The following is an 18338-nucleotide window of genomic DNA, read 5'->3' as shown; positions in this document are numbered from 1 at the left end:
GCCGATCGGCTCAGGGGGCGTTCGTCTGTCGTGGGAGCGGCGGACTAGCCGCCGGCGACGGCCGGGATGATCGAGACGCTGCCGTTGTCGGGCACCTCGGCCTCCAGGCCGCCGATGAAGCGGACGTCGTCGTCGCCGACGTAGACGTTCACGAAGCGGCGCAGGGCGCCGGTGTCGTCGACGATCCGTGCCTTGAGGCCCGGGTAGTCGGCGTCGAGGGACTCCAGCACGTGGGCGACCGTGTGGCCGCTGGCCTCGACCTCCTTGAGCCCGCCGGTGTAGGTGCGCAGGATCGTGGGGATGCGGACGTTGGCGCTCATGCGGAGTAGCCCTTCCAGAAGTCGGTGAACGCCTCGTAGCGCGGCGGGATCGTGATCTTGGGTCCGACGCTGCCGGAGACCGCGTCGAGGGTCTTGAGGCCGTCGCCCGAGTTGATGATCACGGTCTCGGCGTCGGGGTCGAGGTCGCCGTCGGCGATCAGCCGCGCGGTCACGCCGACCGTGACGCCACCGGCGGTCTCGCCGAAGATGCCCTCGGTCCGCGCCAGACGCAGGATGTTCCGCACGACGGTCTCGTCGTCGACGTCGGCGATCCGGCCGCCGGTGCGGCGCACGACGTCGAGCACGTACGGCCCGTCCGCCGGGTTGCCGATCGCGAGCGACTTGGCGATGGTGTTCGGCTTGACCGGCGCGACCACGTCCTGGCCGGCCTCGTACGCCTGCACGATCGGCGAGCAGCCGGTCGCCTGCGCGCCGAAGATCTTGACCGGCTTGTCCTCGACCAGCCCGAGCTTGACCAGCTCGGCGAAGCCCTTGTCGATCTTGGTCAGCTGCGAGCCGGAGGCGACGGGTATGACGACCTGGTCGGGCAGCCTCCAGCCGAGCTGCTCGGCGATCTCGAACGCCAGCGTCTTCGAGCCCTCGGCGTAGTAGGGGCGGACGTTGACGTTGACGAACGCCCAGCCCTCCTCCTCGCCGGCGATCTCGCTGGCCAGCTTGTTCACGTCGTCGTAGTTGCCCTCGATGGCGATCAAGGTCGTGTCGTAGACCGCGGAGGCGATGATCTTCTGCTGCTCGAGGTTCGACGGGACCATGACGACCGAGCGGATGCCGGCACGGGCCGCCGCGGCGGCCACGGCGTTGGCCAGGTTACCGGTCGAGGGGCAGGCGAGGACGTTCAGCCCGAGCTCGCGGGCCGCGGAGAGCGCTACGGCGACGACGCGGTCCTTGAAGGAGTGCGTCGGGTTGCCCGAGTCGTCCTTGACGTGCAGCTTGCGCAGGCCCAGGTCGGCGGCGAGGTTGCCGGCGTCGACGAGGCGGGTGAAGCCGGGATCCGTCGACCGGAACGTGGCGATGTCGGCCGGCACGGGCAGCAGCGGCGCGTAGCGCCAGATGCTCTTGGGACCGGCCTCGATCTCGGCGCGGGTCACGCGCGGGAAGTCGTAGCCGACCTCGAGCGGGCCGAAGCACTCCATGCAGGCGTAGAAGGGGCCGAGCGGCGACTGCGCTCCACAGGCCCGACAGACGAGGTGGGTGGCGTTCCCGAACGCTCCGGCGCGGACGCCGACGGGCGGGGGAACCTGGGTGTCGAGCACCGCGGTCATGACGAATCAGTCCTTCATCATCTGTCTCGAGCGACCATCGCTCGAGCCGGAAGTGGCACCGTGTCTGGCTGTCAGCCGGTTGCCGGGGAGTCGTCGGGCCGTTCCCTCGTCCCCTCTGGATGTGGTCAGAACTCTAGGCTCTCGGGCTCCGGACCACGAAAGCCCTGTCCGGATGCTGAGTCGGCTGACCAGCATGCGGACGCCTCCGTGCGGGTCTAGATTCACGCCGTGGAGCGGAGCGGGTCGGCGGACTGCAGGGCTGTCCTCACCCGCGCCCAGCGCGCGCGACGGCTCGCGAACCGCCTGAACCTCAGCACGCCGCTCGGCCTCGCCGTCGCCCGCGTCGGTGGCGCCCGACGGCGACCCGGCCCGTACGGACTGGTGCTGGCCGAGGGCTACCGGTTCCGCTTCCCCGTCGCCGGCGCCTTCACGGTCGGCGACGTCGTCATCACCGCCCACACCTTCGAGGCGCTGAGCCGCTGGTCACCCGACCTGCTCGCCCACGAGGAACGGCACAGCCGCCAGTACGCCGTCGCGCTCGGCCTGCCCTACCTCCCGCTCTACACGCTGGCGATGGGCTGGTCTGTTCTCCGGACCGGCGACCGGTCCTCGGCCAACGTCTTCGAGCGGCACGCGGGCCTGCTCGCCGGCGGTTACGTCGAACGTCCCGTCCGCCCGCTCGCCGTGTCGCTGCGGGCGGCCGGCGGGTTCCTCCGAGCTCGGCGGAACCCGCTCGCCTGACCCAGAGCCTCGCTAAGGTTCTCCACCGTGCTCATCTGGTCCCGCTGGGGAATCCTGCTCCTGCCCGTCGTCGGCCTCGGCATCTCGATCGGCGTGATCGTCGGCGCGATCACCGACGCCGTGACCGGGGCGTCGGTCGGCGGGAGCCTCTTCCTCGGCGTCGGACTCGTCCTCGGCGGCGTCTTCGTCTGGCTCTTCGACCGCTACGCCCTGCCGCACCTCGACCGACCGCGGCAGCAGCTCGTGCTGCAGCCGCTCGCCCAGCCCTACGTCCACCCGAACGGCGTACGTCAGACCCACCAGCAGGTCCCGCTGGTCGACCAGCGCACGGGTCAGCCGGTGTGGGTGCGCCCGACCTCCAGCCTCTTCTTCGTCCCAGTCCGGTACTGGCCGTACGTGGTCGCCGGCATCGGCCTCGTCGTGACGATCAGCTCGGCCGTCCGCCTCCTCGTGGGCTGAGGCGGACGGCCGGGCCGGTGCTCAGGCGACCGTGACCGGGATGGTGACCGTGGTGCCGGTGTCCGTGGTCAGGACGAGCGTCCCCGGGCCCTTGGCCGCGTCGGCCGGTACGGCGAGCGTGACCGTCGCGCTCCCGTCGGCAGCGGGGGTCTCGCTGACCTTCGACCCGTTGAGCGTCGCGGTCACCGTCGACGTCCGCTCGTCGACCCCGGCGTAGTCCCCGTCCTCGGTCGGACGGCTGCTGAAGTCGAGCGACGACACCGTGAAGGTCGCCGACCGCCCCGCGGTGAGCGCGCCGGGCAGCGGCGAGACCGACACGGCCTGCTTGGCGAACGAGGGACTGACCGGCGTCTCGGCCTTGATGTAGTCGGTCCACGAGTCGAGGTCCGACAGCCCGGTGTCCTTGCTGTTGGCCCCCTCGCCGAGCACCCGGAAGTTGTCGCCACCGGCGGCCAGGAAGCTGTTCGTGGCCACGCGGTAGGACGCCGCCGGGTCGATCGCCTTGCCGTCGACCGTGATGGACGTGATGCGACTGCCTTCGGCGAGCGACGCGTCGTAGGTGTAGGTCACGTTCTTGGACAGGCCGAGCTGCAGGTAGGCCCGCGAGGGGACGTTGCCCGTCGCGTCACGCTGCCACTGCTGCTCCAGCAGCGTCTTGAACTGCGCCCCGGTCAAGTCGACGGTGAACAGCGAGTTGGCGAACGGCAGGACCGACGCCGCCTCGCCGAAGGTGACGTCCCCCGCGTCGAGGTCCTCGCGGACACCGCCCGGGTTCTGGACGCCGATCTGCGCGCTCCCCCGCTCCGGCGACGCGGTCGAAGACCGGTACATCTCGGCGACGAGGTCGCTCAGCGTCGACTCCGCCCCGCGGGTGTCCTCGCCGTCCGGACCGAAGGCCCGGGTGATCTCGTGCGTCGCCTCGCCGATCTTGACCGAGCCGAGCACGTCGGCCCGCGCGAGCGCGGCGTCGACGATCCCCGAGATCCGCCGGACCCGCGGGTACGCCGCGGCCAGGTCGGCGTCGGGGACGGTGGTCGGCTTGAGGTTCTGCTGGGTGTGCGCCAGCACGGCCTTGGTCTTGACGTCGACCGTCAGCGTGACCTTGCCCAGGAACGCGGCGTACGAGCCGCTCTGGGTCACCGGCCGCGTGGCCCCGGCAGCACCGGGGACGGGGGCGTCGTACGCGTACGCCTGATGGGTGTGCGCGGTGAAGATCGCCGCGACCTTGGGCGAGGTGTCGTTCACGATGTGCGCGAAGACCGGGCTCGCCTTGAGCTGGTCCTCCAGGCTCACGACCTGGCTGCCGGTGGTCGGGTCGAGCTGGGTCTTGCTGGCGCCCTCGTGGTACTCGGCCACGACGACGTCGGCCTCGCCGTTCGACTTCTTGCCGTCGGTGAGCTGCTTGGTCACGCGGTTGACCGCGGCGACCGGGTCGCCGAACTCGATCCCGCTGATCCCCGCCGGGGACACGAGCGTCGAGGTCTCCTGCGTCACTGCGCCGACGACGCCGATCTTGAGCCCGCCACGCTCGACGATCGCGTACGTCGGGAGCGCCGGCTTGGTCGTGCCCTTCTTGTAGACGTTCGCGCCGAGGTAGGTCCAGTCGGCCGCCTTGGTGATCCGGCCGGTCAGGTCGGCGAAGCCGCGGTCGAACTCGTGGTTGCCCACGGCCGACACGTCGAGGTCGGCGGCGTTGAGCACGTCGATCGTCGGCTGGTCCTCCTGCACCGACGAGGCGAACAGCGACGCCCCGACGCTGTCGCCGGCCGACATGACCAGGGTGTTGCCCTCGCCGGCCGTGGCCCGCTGCTGCTCGATCGTGCCGAAGAACTGCTTCGTGTCGGGCGACGCCGCGGCGATCCGCCCGTGGAAGTCGTTGAAGTTCAGCATCGTGAGCGTGACCTGGCTGGCCTTGCCCTTCTTGAGGCCGACCTTCACCGGGTCGTGGTCGCTGGCCCGGTAGACGTCGTCGCGGTAGTAGTCGATGAGGGTGGACTTGTAGCGGCTGTACTCGCGCAGCACCGGCTCGACGGAGTTGATGTTCCACACGCCGCTGCCGGTCAGGCGCTTGTCGGCCGCCGGGTTGAGCAGCACGTGGTCGAGCGAGCCCGACAGCCCGTCGAAGTTGTACGAGTAGTCCTTCTGCTGGGCCGCGTTGGTCCAGCCGGCCGCGTAGAGGGTCTCGAGCGGGTCCTCGTGCGTGTAGGAGTTGAAGTCGCCGACGAGCGCGACGGCGTCGGTGCGCGCATCGGTCTGGACGCCGGGCAGCCAGCCGAGCAGCGCGTTCGCCTGGGCGACGCGGTCGGCGTTGTAGGCACCCTGGCCGAGGTCGGCGTTCTCGCCGGTCGCGCCCGAGGCGCTCTTGGACTTGAAGTGGTTGACCGCGACGAGCATCGGCGCACCGCCTCCGACGGGGGTGAAGGCCGCGGCGATCGGGGTCCGCGCGTTCTTGAACGCCCCGGTGTCGGTCGAGTCCTTGCCGTCCGCGTAGGACTTGCCCGCCCAGGTGACCTCGGCCGGCTGGAAGATGATCGCGTTGGTGATGACGTCCTGGTCGGCGACCGGCTGCAGCTGGTCGGACGACGGCACGTAGTCCCACTTGGCGCGCTTGGCGTCGGCGTTGAGCGCGGCGACGAGCGTCTTGGTCGCCTCGTCCTTGCCCTCGCCGAGCTTGGCCGAGTTCTCGATCTCCATCAGCCCGGTGACCGACGAGTCGAGCGCGTTGATCGCCTTGACGATCTTGTCCTGCTGCCGGTCGAGGTCGGCCCCGTCCCAGGCGCCGCGCTGGTCGCAGCCCGACGCGACGGTGTTGGGCGTCCCGTCCGTGCTGACCGGGTTGGCCTTGCACGCCGCGGTCGCCGTGCCGAGCGTCGTGAAGTAGTTGAGGACGTTGAACGAGGCGACGGAGACGTCGCCCTTCACGTTCGGGACCTTCTCCGGCGCCTTGTCGTCGATCGTCGCGACCTCGTCGCCGGCCGCCGTCGGACGGGTCGGGTTGAGCGCCCAGGCGCCGTTGCGCCAGTCGACGACCACCGGCTCGGTGAGCTTGGCCGTGTCGCCGACGCGGACGTCGTTCTTGCGCGTCAGGTAGGGCGGCGTGCCGGGCGAGCCGGCCTTGTCGAACGCGGGACCGCTGATGCCGTCGTCCAGGACGACGCGACGCTCGGCGTTGCGCTCCTCCTGCTTGTCGGCCGCCTTCGACCCGAGGCGCGCCTTGTCGGTGGGCTGGACCAGCCGACCGCCGGTGGCCAGGCCGAGCTCGCCGTACGAGCCGAGCGTGTAGGTGTCGTTGACCGTCCACTTCTCGGTGCTCGAGTAGAGCATCGACTCGAGGTTCTCCCGGCGGTCGTAGGTCGAGGCCCACGAGACGCTGCTGACCGGCTTCACCTTCTTGTACGACGCGTCCGACTTCGTCACCGTCACCGTGCCGGCGATCTCGGTCAGGCTGTCGGCGTCTGGGTCGCTGCCGCTTGGGAACTCCTCGACCGTCCCGGTCACCGTGACGAGGTCGCCGATCGTGACGTCGACCCCGGCCTTGCCGGTGTAGACGAACACGGCGTCCGAGGCCTTCTTGAGGCTGCGGTCCTTGCCGCCCGTCCCCGGTGTCTGCACGACGAACCCGCTCAGCCCACCGGTCGGGTAGGCCGCGGTGACCACGGACGGGGTCGTCGTGACGACCTTGCCCACGTAAGGCGAGAACCGGCTGGTCCCCTGGATCTGCGCGATCGGCAGCGGCGTGGCCGCCGAGGCGGTGCTCGGCACGGCGACGAGCAGGCTCGCGGCCAGCGCTCCGACGGCGCCTACGGCAGCGCCGCGGCGCCTCCAGGGACGGTGGGCAAGAACGGGCACGGGGGCTCCTCGCAGTGGGGACGCTGCCTCCCTCGAGCGAAGCAGCGGACGCGAGTCACTGTCTCCCGTGCCACTGACAAAACTCAACCCCCCGGAGGGAGGGGCCGGGAATCGTCACCTCGCGTTCACGTCCCCGCAGCCCCGGCGGCGCGGGCCAGAGCGGCCTGCCGGACGAGGTGGTCGCGCTCGAGCGTGCTCGGGCACCGTTCCGCGGCGCGCGCGTACGCCTCCGCCGCCTCGGGCAGGTCGCCGGCCATCCGCAGCAGGTAGCCCTGGACGGCCAGCACCTTCCAGCGGTCGCGCAGCACGGGCTCGACGCGCTCGACCTCGAGCAGCCCCGCCGACGCCCCGAGCACGTGCCCGACGGCCACCGCACGACTGAGCACCGCTGCCGGGTCGTCGCGGACCGGGTCGCGGCTGAGCCCCACCAGCTCGTCGTACCAGGCCAGGACCTGCGACCAGTCCGTCTCGCCCGCGGTCTCGGCGTCGTCGTGCAGGGCGGCGATGGCTGCCTCGATCTGGAAGCGGCCGCGCTGGTTCTCCCCCAGCGCCCCTTGCAGGATCGCGACACCCTCGGCGATCTGGGCGCGATCCCAGCGGCTCCGGTCCTGCTCGTCGAGCGGCACGATCCGCCCGTCGACCACCCGCGCCCGGTGCCGGGCATGGTGCAGCAGCATGAGCGCGAGCAGCCCGCGGACCTCGGGCTCGCGGCTGACCAGCACCAGCTGCCGGGTGAGGCGGATCGCCTCGCGGGCCAGGTCGACGTCGCCCGTGTGCCCGGTCGTGTAGACGAGGTGCAGGACGTGCAGCACGACCGCGACGTCGGCCGGCGAGTCGAAGCGCCGGTCGCGCACCGTCGCCTTGGCCCGGCTGATCCGCTGCGCCATCGTCGCCTCCGGCACCAGGAACGCGTCCGCGATCTCCCGCGTCGTCAGTCCGGCCACGGCCCGCAGCGTCAAGGCCACGGCCGACGCGGGTGAGAGGTCCGGGCTCGCGCAGAGGAACAGCAGGAGCAAGGTGTCGTCGGCCTGCTCCGTCGGCCCGGACTCGGGCTCGTCGTCGACGCGTTCTTCGCGCTGGCGCCGAGCCGCTTCGCTCCGCACCGCGTCGGTCAGCCGGTGCACCGCCGCGGTGGTGAGCCAGGCCCGCGCGTCGCGCGGTGGGTTCGCGGGCCAGGTGCGCAGAGCGTCGATCAACGCCTCCTGCACCGCGTCCTCCGCCGCCGCGAAGTCGGCCCCACGCCTCAGGAGAGCCGCGAGGACCTGCGGGACGAGGGCCCGGAGCAGGCCCTCGTCCATCACCTCATCCACGTTCCCGGCCACGTTCCCTGAGCTTGTCGAAGGGCGGCGTTCCCTGAGCTTGTCGAAGGGTCACTCCGCGTAGGAGGGAGGTGCCTCCATGATCTGGCGGATCTGGATCCACTCATAGAGCGGCTTCCCGCCCGGGCCGGGCTCGGAGGAGACGTACGCGGCCAGCTCGACCGCGCGCTCGTACGAGTCGACGTCGATCGCGTACCAGCCGGCGACGAGGTCACCCGTCTCCGGGTGCGGACCGTCGCTCCGGACCGGTGCAGCGCCCGGTCCCCCGTAGCGGATCCACTCCTGGTCCATCGACAGCCCCTGCGCGTCGACGTACTCGCCGTTCTCCTTGAGCAGGTCGTTCACGTGCTCGAGGAAGGCCATGTGCGCGGCGATGTCGGCCGGGTCCCACTCGGGCATCGGCGGCACGGGCGTGGGCAGCTCGGGGCCGCCGCGGTAGTGCTTGAGCAGCAGGTACTTGGGCATCTGTCGACCTCCTCGTTCAGCCGCGCCTCTCGCGGCTTCCACCGAGGAGACGGAGCCGCCGTCGCGTTCTCGACACGCTAGGGCAGAAGTTTTTCGCGAAGGAACGCCCCTGAGCCAGAAACGCCCCCTGAGCTCGAAACGCCCCCTGAGCTTGTCGAAGGGCCTCGAAGAGGTCGGCTCCACTCACCCCTCGAGCCCCGGCTCAGCCACGCCCTCCGAACTCCTGGAACGCCCCACCCTCACCGAACACCAGCCGCGCGAACCGCTCACCTATCACCCGGTGCGCCTCCGGCCCCGGGTGCAGCGCGTCGGGCAGCGGCAGCTCCACGGCGTCGGTGGGCCCGTAGAGCTCGGTCCCCTCCAGGTAGTGCAGGTTCGCGTCGTCAGCCCGTCGCTCGAACAGCGACCGCAGCTCGCGCCGGATCACCTCGAGGGTCAGCTTTCCCTGCGCCACCTCGGCGGGGTCGCCCGTGACCATGAACTTCACCTGGTCCGTCCCGAACGTCGTCGGGTCGATCGTCCCCGGCCCCGGGGTCGCCTCGTGGATGCCGCAGAAGATCGGCGACACCAGCAGCAGCGGGGTCCCGGGGTGGCCCTCGCGGATCGTGTCGAGGAACCCGTGCATCGCCGGCACGAACGCGCGGAGCCGCATGGCGTCGAGGTTGACGACGTTGATGCCGAGCTTGACGCTGATGACGTCGGCCTCGGTGTCGCGAAGGACGCGCGCCAGGAACGAGTCGACCAGCGCGCTGCCGCCGAGCCCGAGGTTGCGCAGCTCGACACCGGCGATCCGCGCGGCGACCGCGGGCCAGATCTCGCTCGGGTCCGTGGCGTTCGACCCGTGGCTGATCGAGCTCCCGTGGTGCAGCCACCGCGGCGCCGACGTGGTGACTTCCTCGAGCGCCGCGTCGCTCCGGAGCTCGACGAGGTCGAGGGCCTCGTTGTGAGGCAGCCACACCTCGACGACGTGGGTGCCGTCGGGCAGCGAGACGGTCGTCTTGTGCGACGGACCCGGCTCGAACGACGTCGCCCCCGTCGTCAGGTCCACGACCATCGCGTCCCCGCCGTCGAGCACGTCGCGGCTCGCGAGGTTTCCGTCGACGTAGACGTCGAACGCGCCACGGACGCGATCAGCGCCGCGGTAGGCCACCCGCGTCGGGTGGGACACGAGCTCGACGGTCGTCGCGTCCGTCCGGAACACCAGCCGCGCACCGGACGGCTGGCCCTCCATCGCCATCAGCTGCGGGTCGGGGAACTGCTGCCGCACCCAGGCCGGCAGCCGGTGCAGTCGAAGGCCGCGGTCGTTCGGTTCGAGCTCGGCGACACCATGGACGTAATCGGCGGTGATCGGCGAGGTGATCGGCGAGGTGATCATGAGGTTCCTTCGTCTGAGGTCGGCCAGGCGCGCACGATCGCGTCCAGAGCCGTGAGGGTCCGCTGCCACGAGGCGTCGGGTGCGGGGGTGCGGTGCCCGAAGCCGCCGGAGCGCTCGAGCGCGAGGAAGCCGTTGACCGTCGCGCCCACAAAGCGGGTGACGTGAACGAGCTCGGCCTCAGGGAGGTCGTAGCCCCGCAGCACGGCCAGGGTCAGCTCGGCGACGCGGCGCGCGCCCGGAGAGCCGACCGTGGTGGGGGTCGCCTGCTGCTGCAGAGCGGCCCAGCGCCCCGGCGACTCCCGCGCGTACGCCCGCTGCGCCTCCGCCAGCCCGACCAGGGCGTCGCGGCCGGCCCGTCCGGCGACCGCCGCTCCCATCCGGTCGGCCAGCTCGTCGAGCGCCAGCTCGTGGATGCCGGCGAACAGCTCGGCCCGGTCCCGTACGTGGTTGTAGAGGCTGGCCGTCTGCACCCTGAGCCGCCGGGCGACGGCCGAGAGCGTGACCTGCTCGAAGCCCTCGGCATCCGCCAGATCGGCCGCGGTGGCAACGATCACCTGGGTAGAGAGGTTCGCTCGGGCCATGCCTCGAAACTACAGGGTGTAGTTAATGCCTACAACTCGTAGTCAGCGACCTGACGTCGGCGGTCAGAAGGAGGGAGGAACCCTCAGTCGTTCGTGAGGTCGATCCCGAGCCGCTTCGCGGAACGGATCCGCTGCCGCGTCTCGCGCAGCCGGCGCAGCCGCTTGACCAGCAGCGGGTCGACGGCGAGGGCCTCGGGCTTGTCGATCAGGGCGTTGAGGACCTGGTAGTAGCGCGTGGCCGACATCTGGAACTTCTCGCGAACGGCCTGCTCCTTGGCGCCGGCGTACTTCCACCACTGCCGCTCGAACGCGAGGATCTCGGTGTCCCGCTCGCTCAGCGGCAACGCCTGCGCGGAGCTCTGCGCCTGCCGGGAGTCGGGGAGGAACGCCATGCCGTGCATCGTAGGCACCAAATGACAGCCCTGTCATTCGCCTCGCCGTCGGAGGCGGTCGTCGAGACGTCCTGCGCCCACCGGCGACCGCTTCTAGGCTTCCCGGGTGATCCTGCGCATGGAAGGTGTCGTCCAGCCGTACGCCTGGGGCTCGAAGACGTTCATCCCCGAGCTCCTGGGGACCGAGCCGACCGACGAGCCGCAGGCCGAGCTCTGGCTGGGCGGCCACCCGAGCGCCGTCGCGAAGCTCGACGGTCGCCCGATCGACGAGCTGATCGCCGCCGATCCCGAGGGCGTCCTCGGCGCCGCGGCGGTGCAGGAGTTCGGCCCTCGGCTGTCGTTCCTGCTCAAGGTCCTCGCCGCCGCCGAACCGCTCTCGCTCCAGGCCCACCCCTCCCGGAAGCAGGCCGAGGAGGGCTTCGCCCGCGAGGAGAAGGCCGGCGTCCCGCGCGACGCGAAGGACCGGCTCTACAAGGACGACTGGCCCAAGCCCGAGCTGCTCTGCGCGCTGGTCGAGTCCGAGGCGCTGTGCGGGTTCCGGGACCCGGACCGCACGCACGCGCTCGTCCAGCAGCTGGGCGGGGAGAGGACGCTCGAGCTGATGGCGCCGCTCGGTGACTCGTCGGTCGCCCCCAACGAACGGCTCGAGCGCGTCTTCACCACGATCATGCGGCTCGACGACCCCCAGTCGTACGTGGCGGAGGTGCTGTCCCGTTCGGAGGCCATCGACCCCGAGGCGGCACCGAGCGACCTAGCGCAGCTGGCCGACACCGTGCGCCTGCTGTCCGACCACTACTCCGACGACCCCGGGGTGCTCGCCGCGATGCTGATGAACCGGGTGGTCCTGCAGCCCGGCGACGCGATCTTCCTCGACGCGGGCAACCTGCACGCCTACCTGCACGGCGCCGGCATCGAGATCATGGCCAACTCTGACAACGTCCTGCGCGGGGGGCTGACGAGCAAGCACGTGGACGTCGACGAGCTCACCAAGGTCCTCGACTTCAACCCGATCCCTGGCGACGTCATCTCCCCCGAGCCGGTCTCGGAGGGCGTCGTCCGCTACCCCACCCCGGCGACCGAGTTCGCGCTCTGGCGCCTGACGCCAGCTGGGTCGACCGTCAAGGTGCCGGAGACGGCGTTGGGCCGTGCGCTGATCGTGGTCGACGGGTACTGGACGCTGACATCGGGCGCTGTGGACCTTGTCGTCGAGCAGGGACAGGCCGCGTTCCTCGAAGCAGGCACCGCGGCGACGGCGGCGGGATCCGGGACGGCGTTCCTCGCCAGCCCGGGGGTCTGACAAAGTGCCTGGTCGACACTGCTTCGGTAGCCTGTCCTCACTCCGCTGGCGTGGCGCAATTGGTAGCGCACCTGTCTTGTAAACAGGCGGTTGACGGTTCGAGTCCGTCCGTCAGCTCTCAAACTCGCTCTGACTAGGGGCGACGCTAGCGCGTCGACCGCCTTCGTGCCGTCGGTTCCCCACCTATGTACCGATGTTCCCTGAGTACCGACGTCACAGCAGTGCAGCCAGCGCCGACCGGTCCCCGTCGAAGTCCCGGCCGAGGTAGACACGGGCCGTCATCGCGGGATCAGCATGCCCGAGCTGGTCAGCGATCTGCACCAGACTGACCTGCCCGCTCTCGTGCAGAAGCGAGGCCACCGTACGGCGCAGGCTGTGGGCCACGGCCCACGGCAGCCCGGCGCCGTCGAGCACCTCCCGGACGCAGCGGTCCAGGTTGCGACGCTCCCACGGCTGCTCAGGCTCGCTCAGGTGTGCGGGGCTGGGGAAGACCAGCCCATCGGTACCGGTGCGTGCCGACCTGGCCACCAGACGGGCCGTGAGCCACGCGGGGAGGTTGAGAGCTCGGCGCGCCGCTGCGGTCTTGGTCCCGTGCAGCCGGACCCGTCCGGTCTCGAGGTCGATGTGCTCCCACCGCAGCGAGGCCGCCTCTCCAAGGCGGACGCCCGTGCCAGCCATGACGGCCAGGAGGTCGGCCACGGCCTCCCACTTCCGCACCGTGCGGGGGTCGAGCCCCTGCGCCCCGGCGAGCCCGTCTGCGTACGTGATCACGGCGTCCCGCTCCTCTCGGGTGAGAGCGCGCCTGTGGTCCCGGACCTCCACCTTGACGGTCTCCGACCGCACCGGGCGAACCTGGCGCATGGCGTTCATCTGCAGGGTGCCGTTGTCGACGGCCTGCCCGAGGATGTTCGACAGCACCGTCTTGGCCGTCTTCGCGGTGCCCGTGCCCGAGGCGTCCGCGAGCCGCTGTAGGAAGATCCTCAGCCGCTGCGGGTCGTTGGCCTGGGCCAGGGACAGCCCACGCAGCGACGACCCGTCGCTCGAGATGTGCCGCTCGAACATCGCCCGGTACAGCTCGAGGGTCCTCTGGCTCATGCCCGACTCGCGCCGGCCGATCTGGGCCAGCCACAACTCCCCCGCCCGCACCAGCGGCGTGGCTGGGGTCATCGTCACGTCCCCGACCTGGTGGAGCTCCCGGAGCGCAGCCTCCACCGAGGTGGTCGCCTCGCGCTTGGTCCTGCCGAAGCGCGTCACCTCACGTCGTACGCCGTCGAACCCGCGGGAGTAGGCCCGGGCGCGCCAGCGCTCCGCGCCGCGCACCGTGGAGCGCTTCCACAGGCCCTCCTCGCGGCGCTGCGGCACCGCATCCACCTCACCGTGCTGACCGAGGTCCAGTGGCTTCCTGCCCATCGCTACCGCTCCCCTTCGCTCACGCTCGCCCGCTTGCGGGCTGTGCGGATCCGGCTCCTCAGCGTCTCGACGTTGAGGCCCATCGCGGACGCCACCAGTTCAAGCGCTCGAGGGGCCCAGCCCTCCGTACGCGCCCGGCTCTCGATCTGGTCCCAGAACCGCAGGAGCCCTGCGTAGTAGATGTCGCCACCAGCCCGGGGCGAAGTCGGATTGGCCGCGAGGAACTCCTCCACCTCCTCGCGCACCAGGGCATCTCCGTCGGCCACGGCCGCCTGCTCGAGCTCGCGCATCTGCTCGGTGAGGTAACGCTCCATGTGCCGCATCAGGCCAGCCGTCATCCCCCTGCGGCGAACCGTAGGACTCGCGTCCGGCGCCACGTAGAGGACGAGCATGTCCGGGCCGGCCGAGAGGTCCTCGCCCGCGCGCTCGACCCAGCGAGCTTCAAAGATGACGCCGTGCTCGTCACGGCGCGGGGCAGCACCGAGCGCGGAGACCACGGCGGTCTCTCCATAGATGGACCGCGCGGCGCTGGTCCATCGGTCGTCCTGCGGGTGATCAAAGGCCATGCCTGCATCTTGCCAGTTCCCACCCTAGATCGTCAAGATTCACGAGATCTCACCAGATACTTGACAACAGTTGGTGAGGAGCGTAGACATGAGGTACGGGGCCAGCCGGCTCCATGACGATGAAAGGAGGGCGCATGGCTGACACCAAGGCGCGGAACCTCGAAACCGGTGCGGATGCACCTATGTGGCTCAAGGCCGTTGAGCTGGCAGCTCGGCACGCATGCTCGGTTGGCACTCTGGCGAACTTGCGGGCCAAGCGTCAGGGGGTGCCGTTCGTGCACCTGCCCGGGGTTGGAATCAGGTACGCGATGGACGACGTGCTCGCCTGGGAGGCCGCTGCACGCGAGCCGGTGGCCGCATGACCCGCTGCAATGGGTGCTCGAGCACCTACAGCGGGACCACCGTGTCCCACTGCACGAGCTGCCATGAAAGTTTCTCGAACGCGTTTGCGGGCGACCGGCACCGGATCGGGGATCACGGCGTCAAGGTCGGCCCCGACAGGCGTCGGTGCCGCACGGCGGACGAGATGCTCGAGGCGGGCCTGGTGCTCAACGCACGCGGGTGCTGGACCCGGGCGCGGCTGGACGTGTCCCCCCTCGCCCTCCGCGGCGCCGGGAGCGCACGGGGGTACCTCCGGTACCGATCCGCCCCGGCCGGGCTCGGAGCGCCTAACGGTCCAAGCCCCAGCGGCATCCCTGTGGGAGACGCCGCGTGAGCGGCGCTGCCTTCGGGCTGGCGGCGATGGACCAGCCGCTCGAGGAGTTCACGGACTACGTGATGACGAAGGGGCAGGCCGCGAAGACCGCAGGGGTCGCCGTGTCCACGTTCGACGAGCTCGTGCGCCTCGGGCAGGGTCCGGTGACCCTGTGGGCCGAGGACGTGCGCCGCTGGGCTGCAGCCCAGCGCGCGGGCGAGCCGGGACGGCGGCGCCGGTGAGCGGGCCGACCACGCCGCGCGGTCAGCGGGATCTGCGCCGGCTCGGGCGCCGCGCTACGGCGCAGCACCTTCCGCCATGGTTCCGCCTGGCCGCACTCGCCCACGCCGCTAGGTGGTGCGAGGAGCCGGTCACGTACGAGGTTGGCGAGGTGCTCGACATCCTCGGGCACGTCGACCCGGTCTCGAATCGGCTCGTGCCGAACCCTGATCTCCTCGGAGCTCTGCTCGACGCCACCTCGTGGCTCACGCAGCCGCGACGGAAGGGGACCCCGTGAGCGCCCCGCTGTGGTGGGCGAAGCACTTTCAGGGACCGTGGCGCGAGAAGGCCAACGATCCGAGGTTGCCCAAGTGGCTCCGCCTGGCATCGCTCGCCTACGGAACCCACGCTGCGAACGGACATGCGACCTTCGCGCGCGGGGAACTGGCCGACGTGCTCGGCCACCTCGAGCCGGCAACGGGAGAGGTCGCGCCGGATCAGAACGTCCGGCGCCACGTCGGCCAGGCAGTCGCCTTCGGCTGGCTGGCGAGCGGGAGCTCCTCGCGCTGTCTCATCGTGCCAGCGCACGCGATCGAGGGCGGGCGCGGTGGCGCCAGCGCCGTCACGATCCCGTGCGCCTGGTGCTCCCGCAAGCGCAGGCGTGTCACACACTGACCGGTTCGAGTGCGTAACCGGTCAGTACGTGAGTGGTTCGCGTGTCACGTACTGACCGGTTCGACATCCCCAAACCGTTCCTGACAAGGGCAAACGTTCACGTCGCTCTTGACTGTTCTCAATGGCAGAAGAGGTGCAGCGACCAATCACCCCTGAGAAGGGCCAGCCGAAGGCGTGGCCCTAGCCCAGAGCACTAGAGACCCCAAGGGGGTGGGCCGCGCGCTCCGCGCCGGCCCCCACCTCGCATCCCAGCAACCACTTAGGAGAACCCATGTTCAACACATCGGCCCGGCTGGCCGCCGCCAGGCGGACGGCCGAGGAGACCTCAGCGTCCAAGGACGCCCACGACCTCGGAGACGAGACCGAGAGCACCGACGACCCACAGGACACCGACGACGAGAGCCGCGAGGCAGTCAGGGCGCGGGCCACCGCCGTCCGAGCCCGTCAGTCCACCCTTCGCCACTTCTAATCAGGAGAACCACGCCCATGACCCATATGACCCACACCATCGACCCCGACACCATCGCCACAACCACCGCTCACCTGGACCAGGCACGGCATGCCGCCGCTGACGCGGCTGCCGCCGTCGAGCTGGCCGAGGAGACCGCTCAGGACGTCAAGGCGTCCGTGTCCAGCTCGCACCCTCCGACCGTCGCCCGCCTGACCCGCGTGGACGCCGAGGTCGAGCTCGCCCGCGGACGGGCGCAGCGCGCCCGGGCGCTGCTCAGTGCAGCCGAGCGGTCCGTCGCGCACGAGGTCCCCCTCGCGGCAGCCGTCGCCGACGTCCTGGCCGCCGCGTTCCCGTTCCTGCACGAGATCACCATCGGCATGGACGAGCACCACCGCCCGACGACCGTCGACTCCGCACCCGTCGCTGTCGTGGCGCAGCCGCGCCCCAGCTACCACGACCAGGAGACCGGCGCGCTGACCTCGAACCGCTGGGCCGACGACCCGGCCGTCGTGGTGGTGAAGTTCTACCGTCCGCGCGGATTCGCCCTGCTCGACGTCGACCGCCTCTACGACACCGCCTCCAAACTCGGCCTGCGGTTCCTCAAGCGCGGCCACAAGCGCGAGCTGGCCGACGACCCGCACTACCTCCGGCTCGACCTCGACACGCTCGAGGGCGAAAGCGGCGCTGTCGACACACTTCGGGTGGCGGTCGAGACGTTCCCGGAGATCCCCGCACTGAACCACGGCGGCCAGGCCGCCGCTCAGGCGTGGCTCGCAGCCATCGCGCTCGAGGGCGAGCGGCCCACCCAGCAGCGCCGGGGACCCTGGGCGTCTGGGGCGAGCAGCGCGGTCAGCGGCGCGGGGGACGTGGCGTCCAAGGTCAGTGGCGACGTGCGGACCACGCGCGTCCGGGGCAACGTCACGATCCGCGACACCGGCTCGGCTACGCCGGCCGACGTACTCGGGTACGTGAGTCGTGCTGCCGAGGGAGCCAAGGTCTCGCCGGTCGCCGGTCTCGGCCGGGCCACCAAGGTCTCGACCAGCCTCAGCGCGCACAGCCCCGGCAGCAACGGGATCTCCGTGGACGTCGCCGCGGAGTTCGTGGCCGCCGACCCGGCGGCCTAACCCAGACCACCTCGAGCGGTCCACGGTCCTCCTGGCCGAACCGCTCGAGGTCGGGCCAGCACTTGCCACGCTGGCCCCGCTCCCCCTGGACCTCCGATGACTTGGCAGGGCATCGGAGGTCCAGGGGTCGAGCTCCCCCACCGCCAGACGGGCCCTCTAGGGCCCAGATCAGGCCTGCACCACGAACTCTGAAACCGTGGCAACTGCTCTCGCGCTAAGACGAGCGGTGGCAGGGTTGCGCTCGCTTTGGGTTGCACCCCCACCCTTCCACGGGGGTTCGCCAGGTACTTAACGACCAGACGTAACAGCGAACTCAAGATGTGCCTGCGCAAGACCCTGCGCACGGTCGTGCGGTTACTGCTCTACGGGCCGGGGGTCCGCATCTACTTCTTTCGCCAGATCTGCCACCGTCGCTTCTTCGGCGGATCTCCCAAGACGAAGCCACGCGGATAAAGCGCATAAGTGCGCTCGAGCGTTACGCCCAACTCATGGTGGGCCTCGCGTAGAACCTTGTCGTGCGCAAGGAAGGTCTCATGGGCGGCCTTGCTTGCGTGCTCCGACATGAGCCCCATCTGGGCGTAGCCGTAGTAGGCATCCCCCGCGCGCTGCAAGGCAAGCGGGAGGTCGGCTGAGCGGCAGATCAGTTGCAACTCATCGCAGATTTGTCGCACTTGCTGGTGGCTCTGCAAGTTCGTGAGCATTTTTAGTTGCGCTTTGGGTTTGTCGTCGTCTGGAAGCGTGACGTTCTGCTTCATGGCTGTAAGTAATGCCAACGCACTTACGAGACGATCGAGGATCTGTTGGCCGTAACGAGCTTTTCCTTCGGCAACAAGTCGCTGTCGATTGGTCAAGTAGGCAATGCCTCCACCAATCAGCGCACCGACGAGGGGTAGCAAAGTAGTAAGCCATGGATTCACGTGAATATAGACTCACAGAAATGCACGATGCGCAACTTCGCCCCAGCGTCGAACCCAGCCCAACACGCCAGCACTCACTATTGAAGCGGAAGGCCGACCGAGCGAACCTTAGAGTCCGCCAGGTCCTCGTTCTCCTGGCTATCAAGCCGGTTGGGCGCCACCACTCGACCCCGTAGGCGGTCCAGCCGGACCGGTGGCTCA

General features: G+C 70.2%; 20 protein-coding genes, 1 tRNA gene and 1 riboswitch. Of the genes, 10 read left to right on the top strand and 11 right to left on the bottom strand.

The features are described 5' to 3' along the window. Positions 1–44: 44 nt before the first annotated feature. Both FHX39_RS02255 and thrC read right to left on the bottom strand, forming a co-directional pair. Positions 45–320, bottom strand: coding sequence for a MoaD/ThiS family protein (locus FHX39_RS02255; protein WP_183336462.1), 276 nt, complete (start codon positions 318–320; stop codon positions 45–47). Continuing rightward, positions 317–1603 carry a threonine synthase gene (gene thrC, locus FHX39_RS02250; protein ID WP_183336461.1) on the bottom strand — a complete coding sequence of 429 codons (1287 nt, stop codon included), beginning with the start codon at positions 1601–1603 and terminating at the stop codon, positions 317–319. The genes FHX39_RS02255 and thrC overlap by 4 nt, the downstream gene beginning before the upstream one ends. A 14-nt stretch (positions 1604–1617) precedes the next feature. After that, positions 1618–1729: riboswitch (SAM riboswitch) on the bottom strand. 102 nt (positions 1730–1831) lie between these two features. On the opposite strand from thrC, the gene FHX39_RS02245 reads away from it, so the two are divergent. Together FHX39_RS02245 and FHX39_RS02240 are read left to right on the top strand one after the other, a co-directional pair. Further along, on the top strand, positions 1832–2344 hold the full coding sequence (locus tag FHX39_RS02245; protein ID WP_183336460.1) for a hypothetical protein: 513 nt from the start codon (positions 1832–1834) through the stop codon (positions 2342–2344). A gap of 27 nt (positions 2345–2371) precedes the next feature. Next, the gene (locus FHX39_RS02240; RefSeq protein WP_183336459.1) at positions 2372–2803 is read left to right on the top strand and encodes a hypothetical protein; all 432 of its coding nucleotides are present in this window, start codon (positions 2372–2374) and stop codon (positions 2801–2803) included. A 21-nt stretch (positions 2804–2824) separates the two neighbouring features. On the opposite strand, the gene FHX39_RS02235 is transcribed toward FHX39_RS02240, so the two are convergent. The 6 genes from FHX39_RS02235 to FHX39_RS02210 all read right to left on the bottom strand — a co-directional run bounded on the left by FHX39_RS02235 (position 2825) and on the right by FHX39_RS02210 (position 10784). Beyond that, positions 2825–6652: an ExeM/NucH family extracellular endonuclease gene (locus FHX39_RS02235; protein WP_183336458.1), complete on the bottom strand. Its 3828-nt coding sequence runs from the start codon at positions 6650–6652 to the stop codon at positions 2825–2827. Between the two features lie 125 nt (positions 6653–6777). Then, a complete protein-coding gene (locus tag FHX39_RS02230; RefSeq protein WP_183336457.1) occupies positions 6778–7950 on the bottom strand; it encodes an RNA polymerase sigma factor in 1173 nt (390 codons plus the stop codon). A gap of 72 nt (positions 7951–8022) precedes the next feature. Next, a complete protein-coding gene (locus FHX39_RS02225) occupies positions 8023–8436 on the bottom strand; it encodes a YciI family protein (protein ID WP_183336453.1) in 414 nt (137 codons plus the stop codon). A gap of 202 nt (positions 8437–8638) precedes the next feature. Continuing rightward, the gene (locus tag FHX39_RS02220) at positions 8639–9811 is read right to left on the bottom strand and encodes a GDSL-type esterase/lipase family protein (protein ID WP_183336451.1); all 1173 of its coding nucleotides are present in this window, start codon (positions 9809–9811) and stop codon (positions 8639–8641) included. After that, entirely contained in the window at positions 9808–10392 is a 585-nt protein-coding gene (locus FHX39_RS02215; RefSeq protein WP_183336449.1) for a TetR/AcrR family transcriptional regulator, read from the bottom strand. The genes FHX39_RS02220 and FHX39_RS02215 overlap by 4 nt, the downstream gene beginning before the upstream one ends. Before the next feature lie 83 nt (positions 10393–10475). Next, entirely contained in the window at positions 10476–10784 is a 309-nt protein-coding gene (locus FHX39_RS02210; RefSeq protein WP_183336447.1) for a DUF3263 domain-containing protein, read from the bottom strand. Between the two features lie 106 nt (positions 10785–10890). Between FHX39_RS02210 and manA the strand changes: the two genes are divergently transcribed. Both manA and FHX39_RS02200 read left to right on the top strand, forming a co-directional pair. Then, on the top strand, positions 10891–12081 hold the full coding sequence (gene manA / locus FHX39_RS02205; protein WP_198423227.1) for a mannose-6-phosphate isomerase, class I: 1191 nt from the start codon (positions 10891–10893) through the stop codon (positions 12079–12081). A gap of 44 nt (positions 12082–12125) precedes the next feature. Continuing rightward, positions 12126–12198 (top strand) — tRNA-Thr (locus tag FHX39_RS02200). A gap of 96 nt (positions 12199–12294) precedes the next feature. Here FHX39_RS02200 and FHX39_RS21940 read toward each other — a convergent pair. After that, positions 12295–13443 carry a tyrosine-type recombinase/integrase gene (locus tag FHX39_RS21940; RefSeq protein WP_183336445.1) on the bottom strand — a complete coding sequence of 383 codons (1149 nt, stop codon included), beginning with the start codon at positions 13441–13443 and terminating at the stop codon, positions 12295–12297. Between the two features lie 50 nt (positions 13444–13493). Continuing rightward, complete coding sequence (locus FHX39_RS02190; RefSeq protein ID WP_183336443.1) at positions 13494–14057, bottom strand: hypothetical protein; 564 nt, start codon at positions 14055–14057, stop codon at positions 13494–13496. Positions 14058–14191: 134 nt separating this feature from the next. Between FHX39_RS02190 and FHX39_RS02185 the strand changes: the two genes are divergently transcribed. The 6 genes from FHX39_RS02185 to FHX39_RS02165 all read left to right on the top strand — a co-directional run bounded on the left by FHX39_RS02185 (position 14192) and on the right by FHX39_RS02165 (position 17220). Further along, a complete protein-coding gene (locus FHX39_RS02185; RefSeq protein WP_183336441.1) occupies positions 14192–14419 on the top strand; it encodes a hypothetical protein in 228 nt (75 codons plus the stop codon). Continuing rightward, positions 14416–14772 (top strand): FDXHR family putative zinc-binding protein, encoded by a 357-nt coding sequence (locus FHX39_RS22465; RefSeq protein ID WP_456299343.1) that lies wholly within the window; start codon positions 14416–14418, stop codon positions 14770–14772. Before FHX39_RS02185 ends, FHX39_RS22465 begins: the two co-directional genes overlap by 4 nt. Then, positions 14769–14993, top strand: a complete 225-nt coding sequence (locus FHX39_RS02180; protein ID WP_183336439.1) for a hypothetical protein — start codon at positions 14769–14771, stop codon at positions 14991–14993. The genes FHX39_RS22465 and FHX39_RS02180 overlap by 4 nt, the downstream gene beginning before the upstream one ends. Positions 14994–15264: 271 nt before the next feature. Next, positions 15265–15645, top strand: coding sequence for a hypothetical protein (locus FHX39_RS02175; RefSeq protein ID WP_183336437.1), 381 nt, complete (start codon positions 15265–15267; stop codon positions 15643–15645). A gap of 271 nt (positions 15646–15916) precedes the next feature. Further along, a complete protein-coding gene (locus FHX39_RS02170; RefSeq protein ID WP_183336435.1) occupies positions 15917–16114 on the top strand; it encodes a hypothetical protein in 198 nt (65 codons plus the stop codon). Between the two features lie 17 nt (positions 16115–16131). Continuing rightward, complete coding sequence (locus FHX39_RS02165; RefSeq protein ID WP_183336433.1) at positions 16132–17220, top strand: hypothetical protein; 1089 nt, start codon at positions 16132–16134, stop codon at positions 17218–17220. 383 nt (positions 17221–17603) lie between these two features. Here the strand turns inward: FHX39_RS02165 and FHX39_RS02160 are convergent, their stop codons facing one another. Next, positions 17604–18137: a hypothetical protein gene (locus tag FHX39_RS02160; protein ID WP_183336431.1), complete on the bottom strand. Its 534-nt coding sequence runs from the start codon at positions 18135–18137 to the stop codon at positions 17604–17606. Positions 18138–18338 lie beyond the last annotated feature (201 nt).

Origin of the sequence: Microlunatus antarcticus, from assembly GCF_014193425.1 — a bacterium.
GTDB classification, from domain to species: Bacteria; Actinomycetota; Actinomycetes; order Propionibacteriales; family Propionibacteriaceae; genus Microlunatus; species Microlunatus antarcticus.
This window is presented reverse-complemented; position numbering and strand designations above follow the sequence as displayed.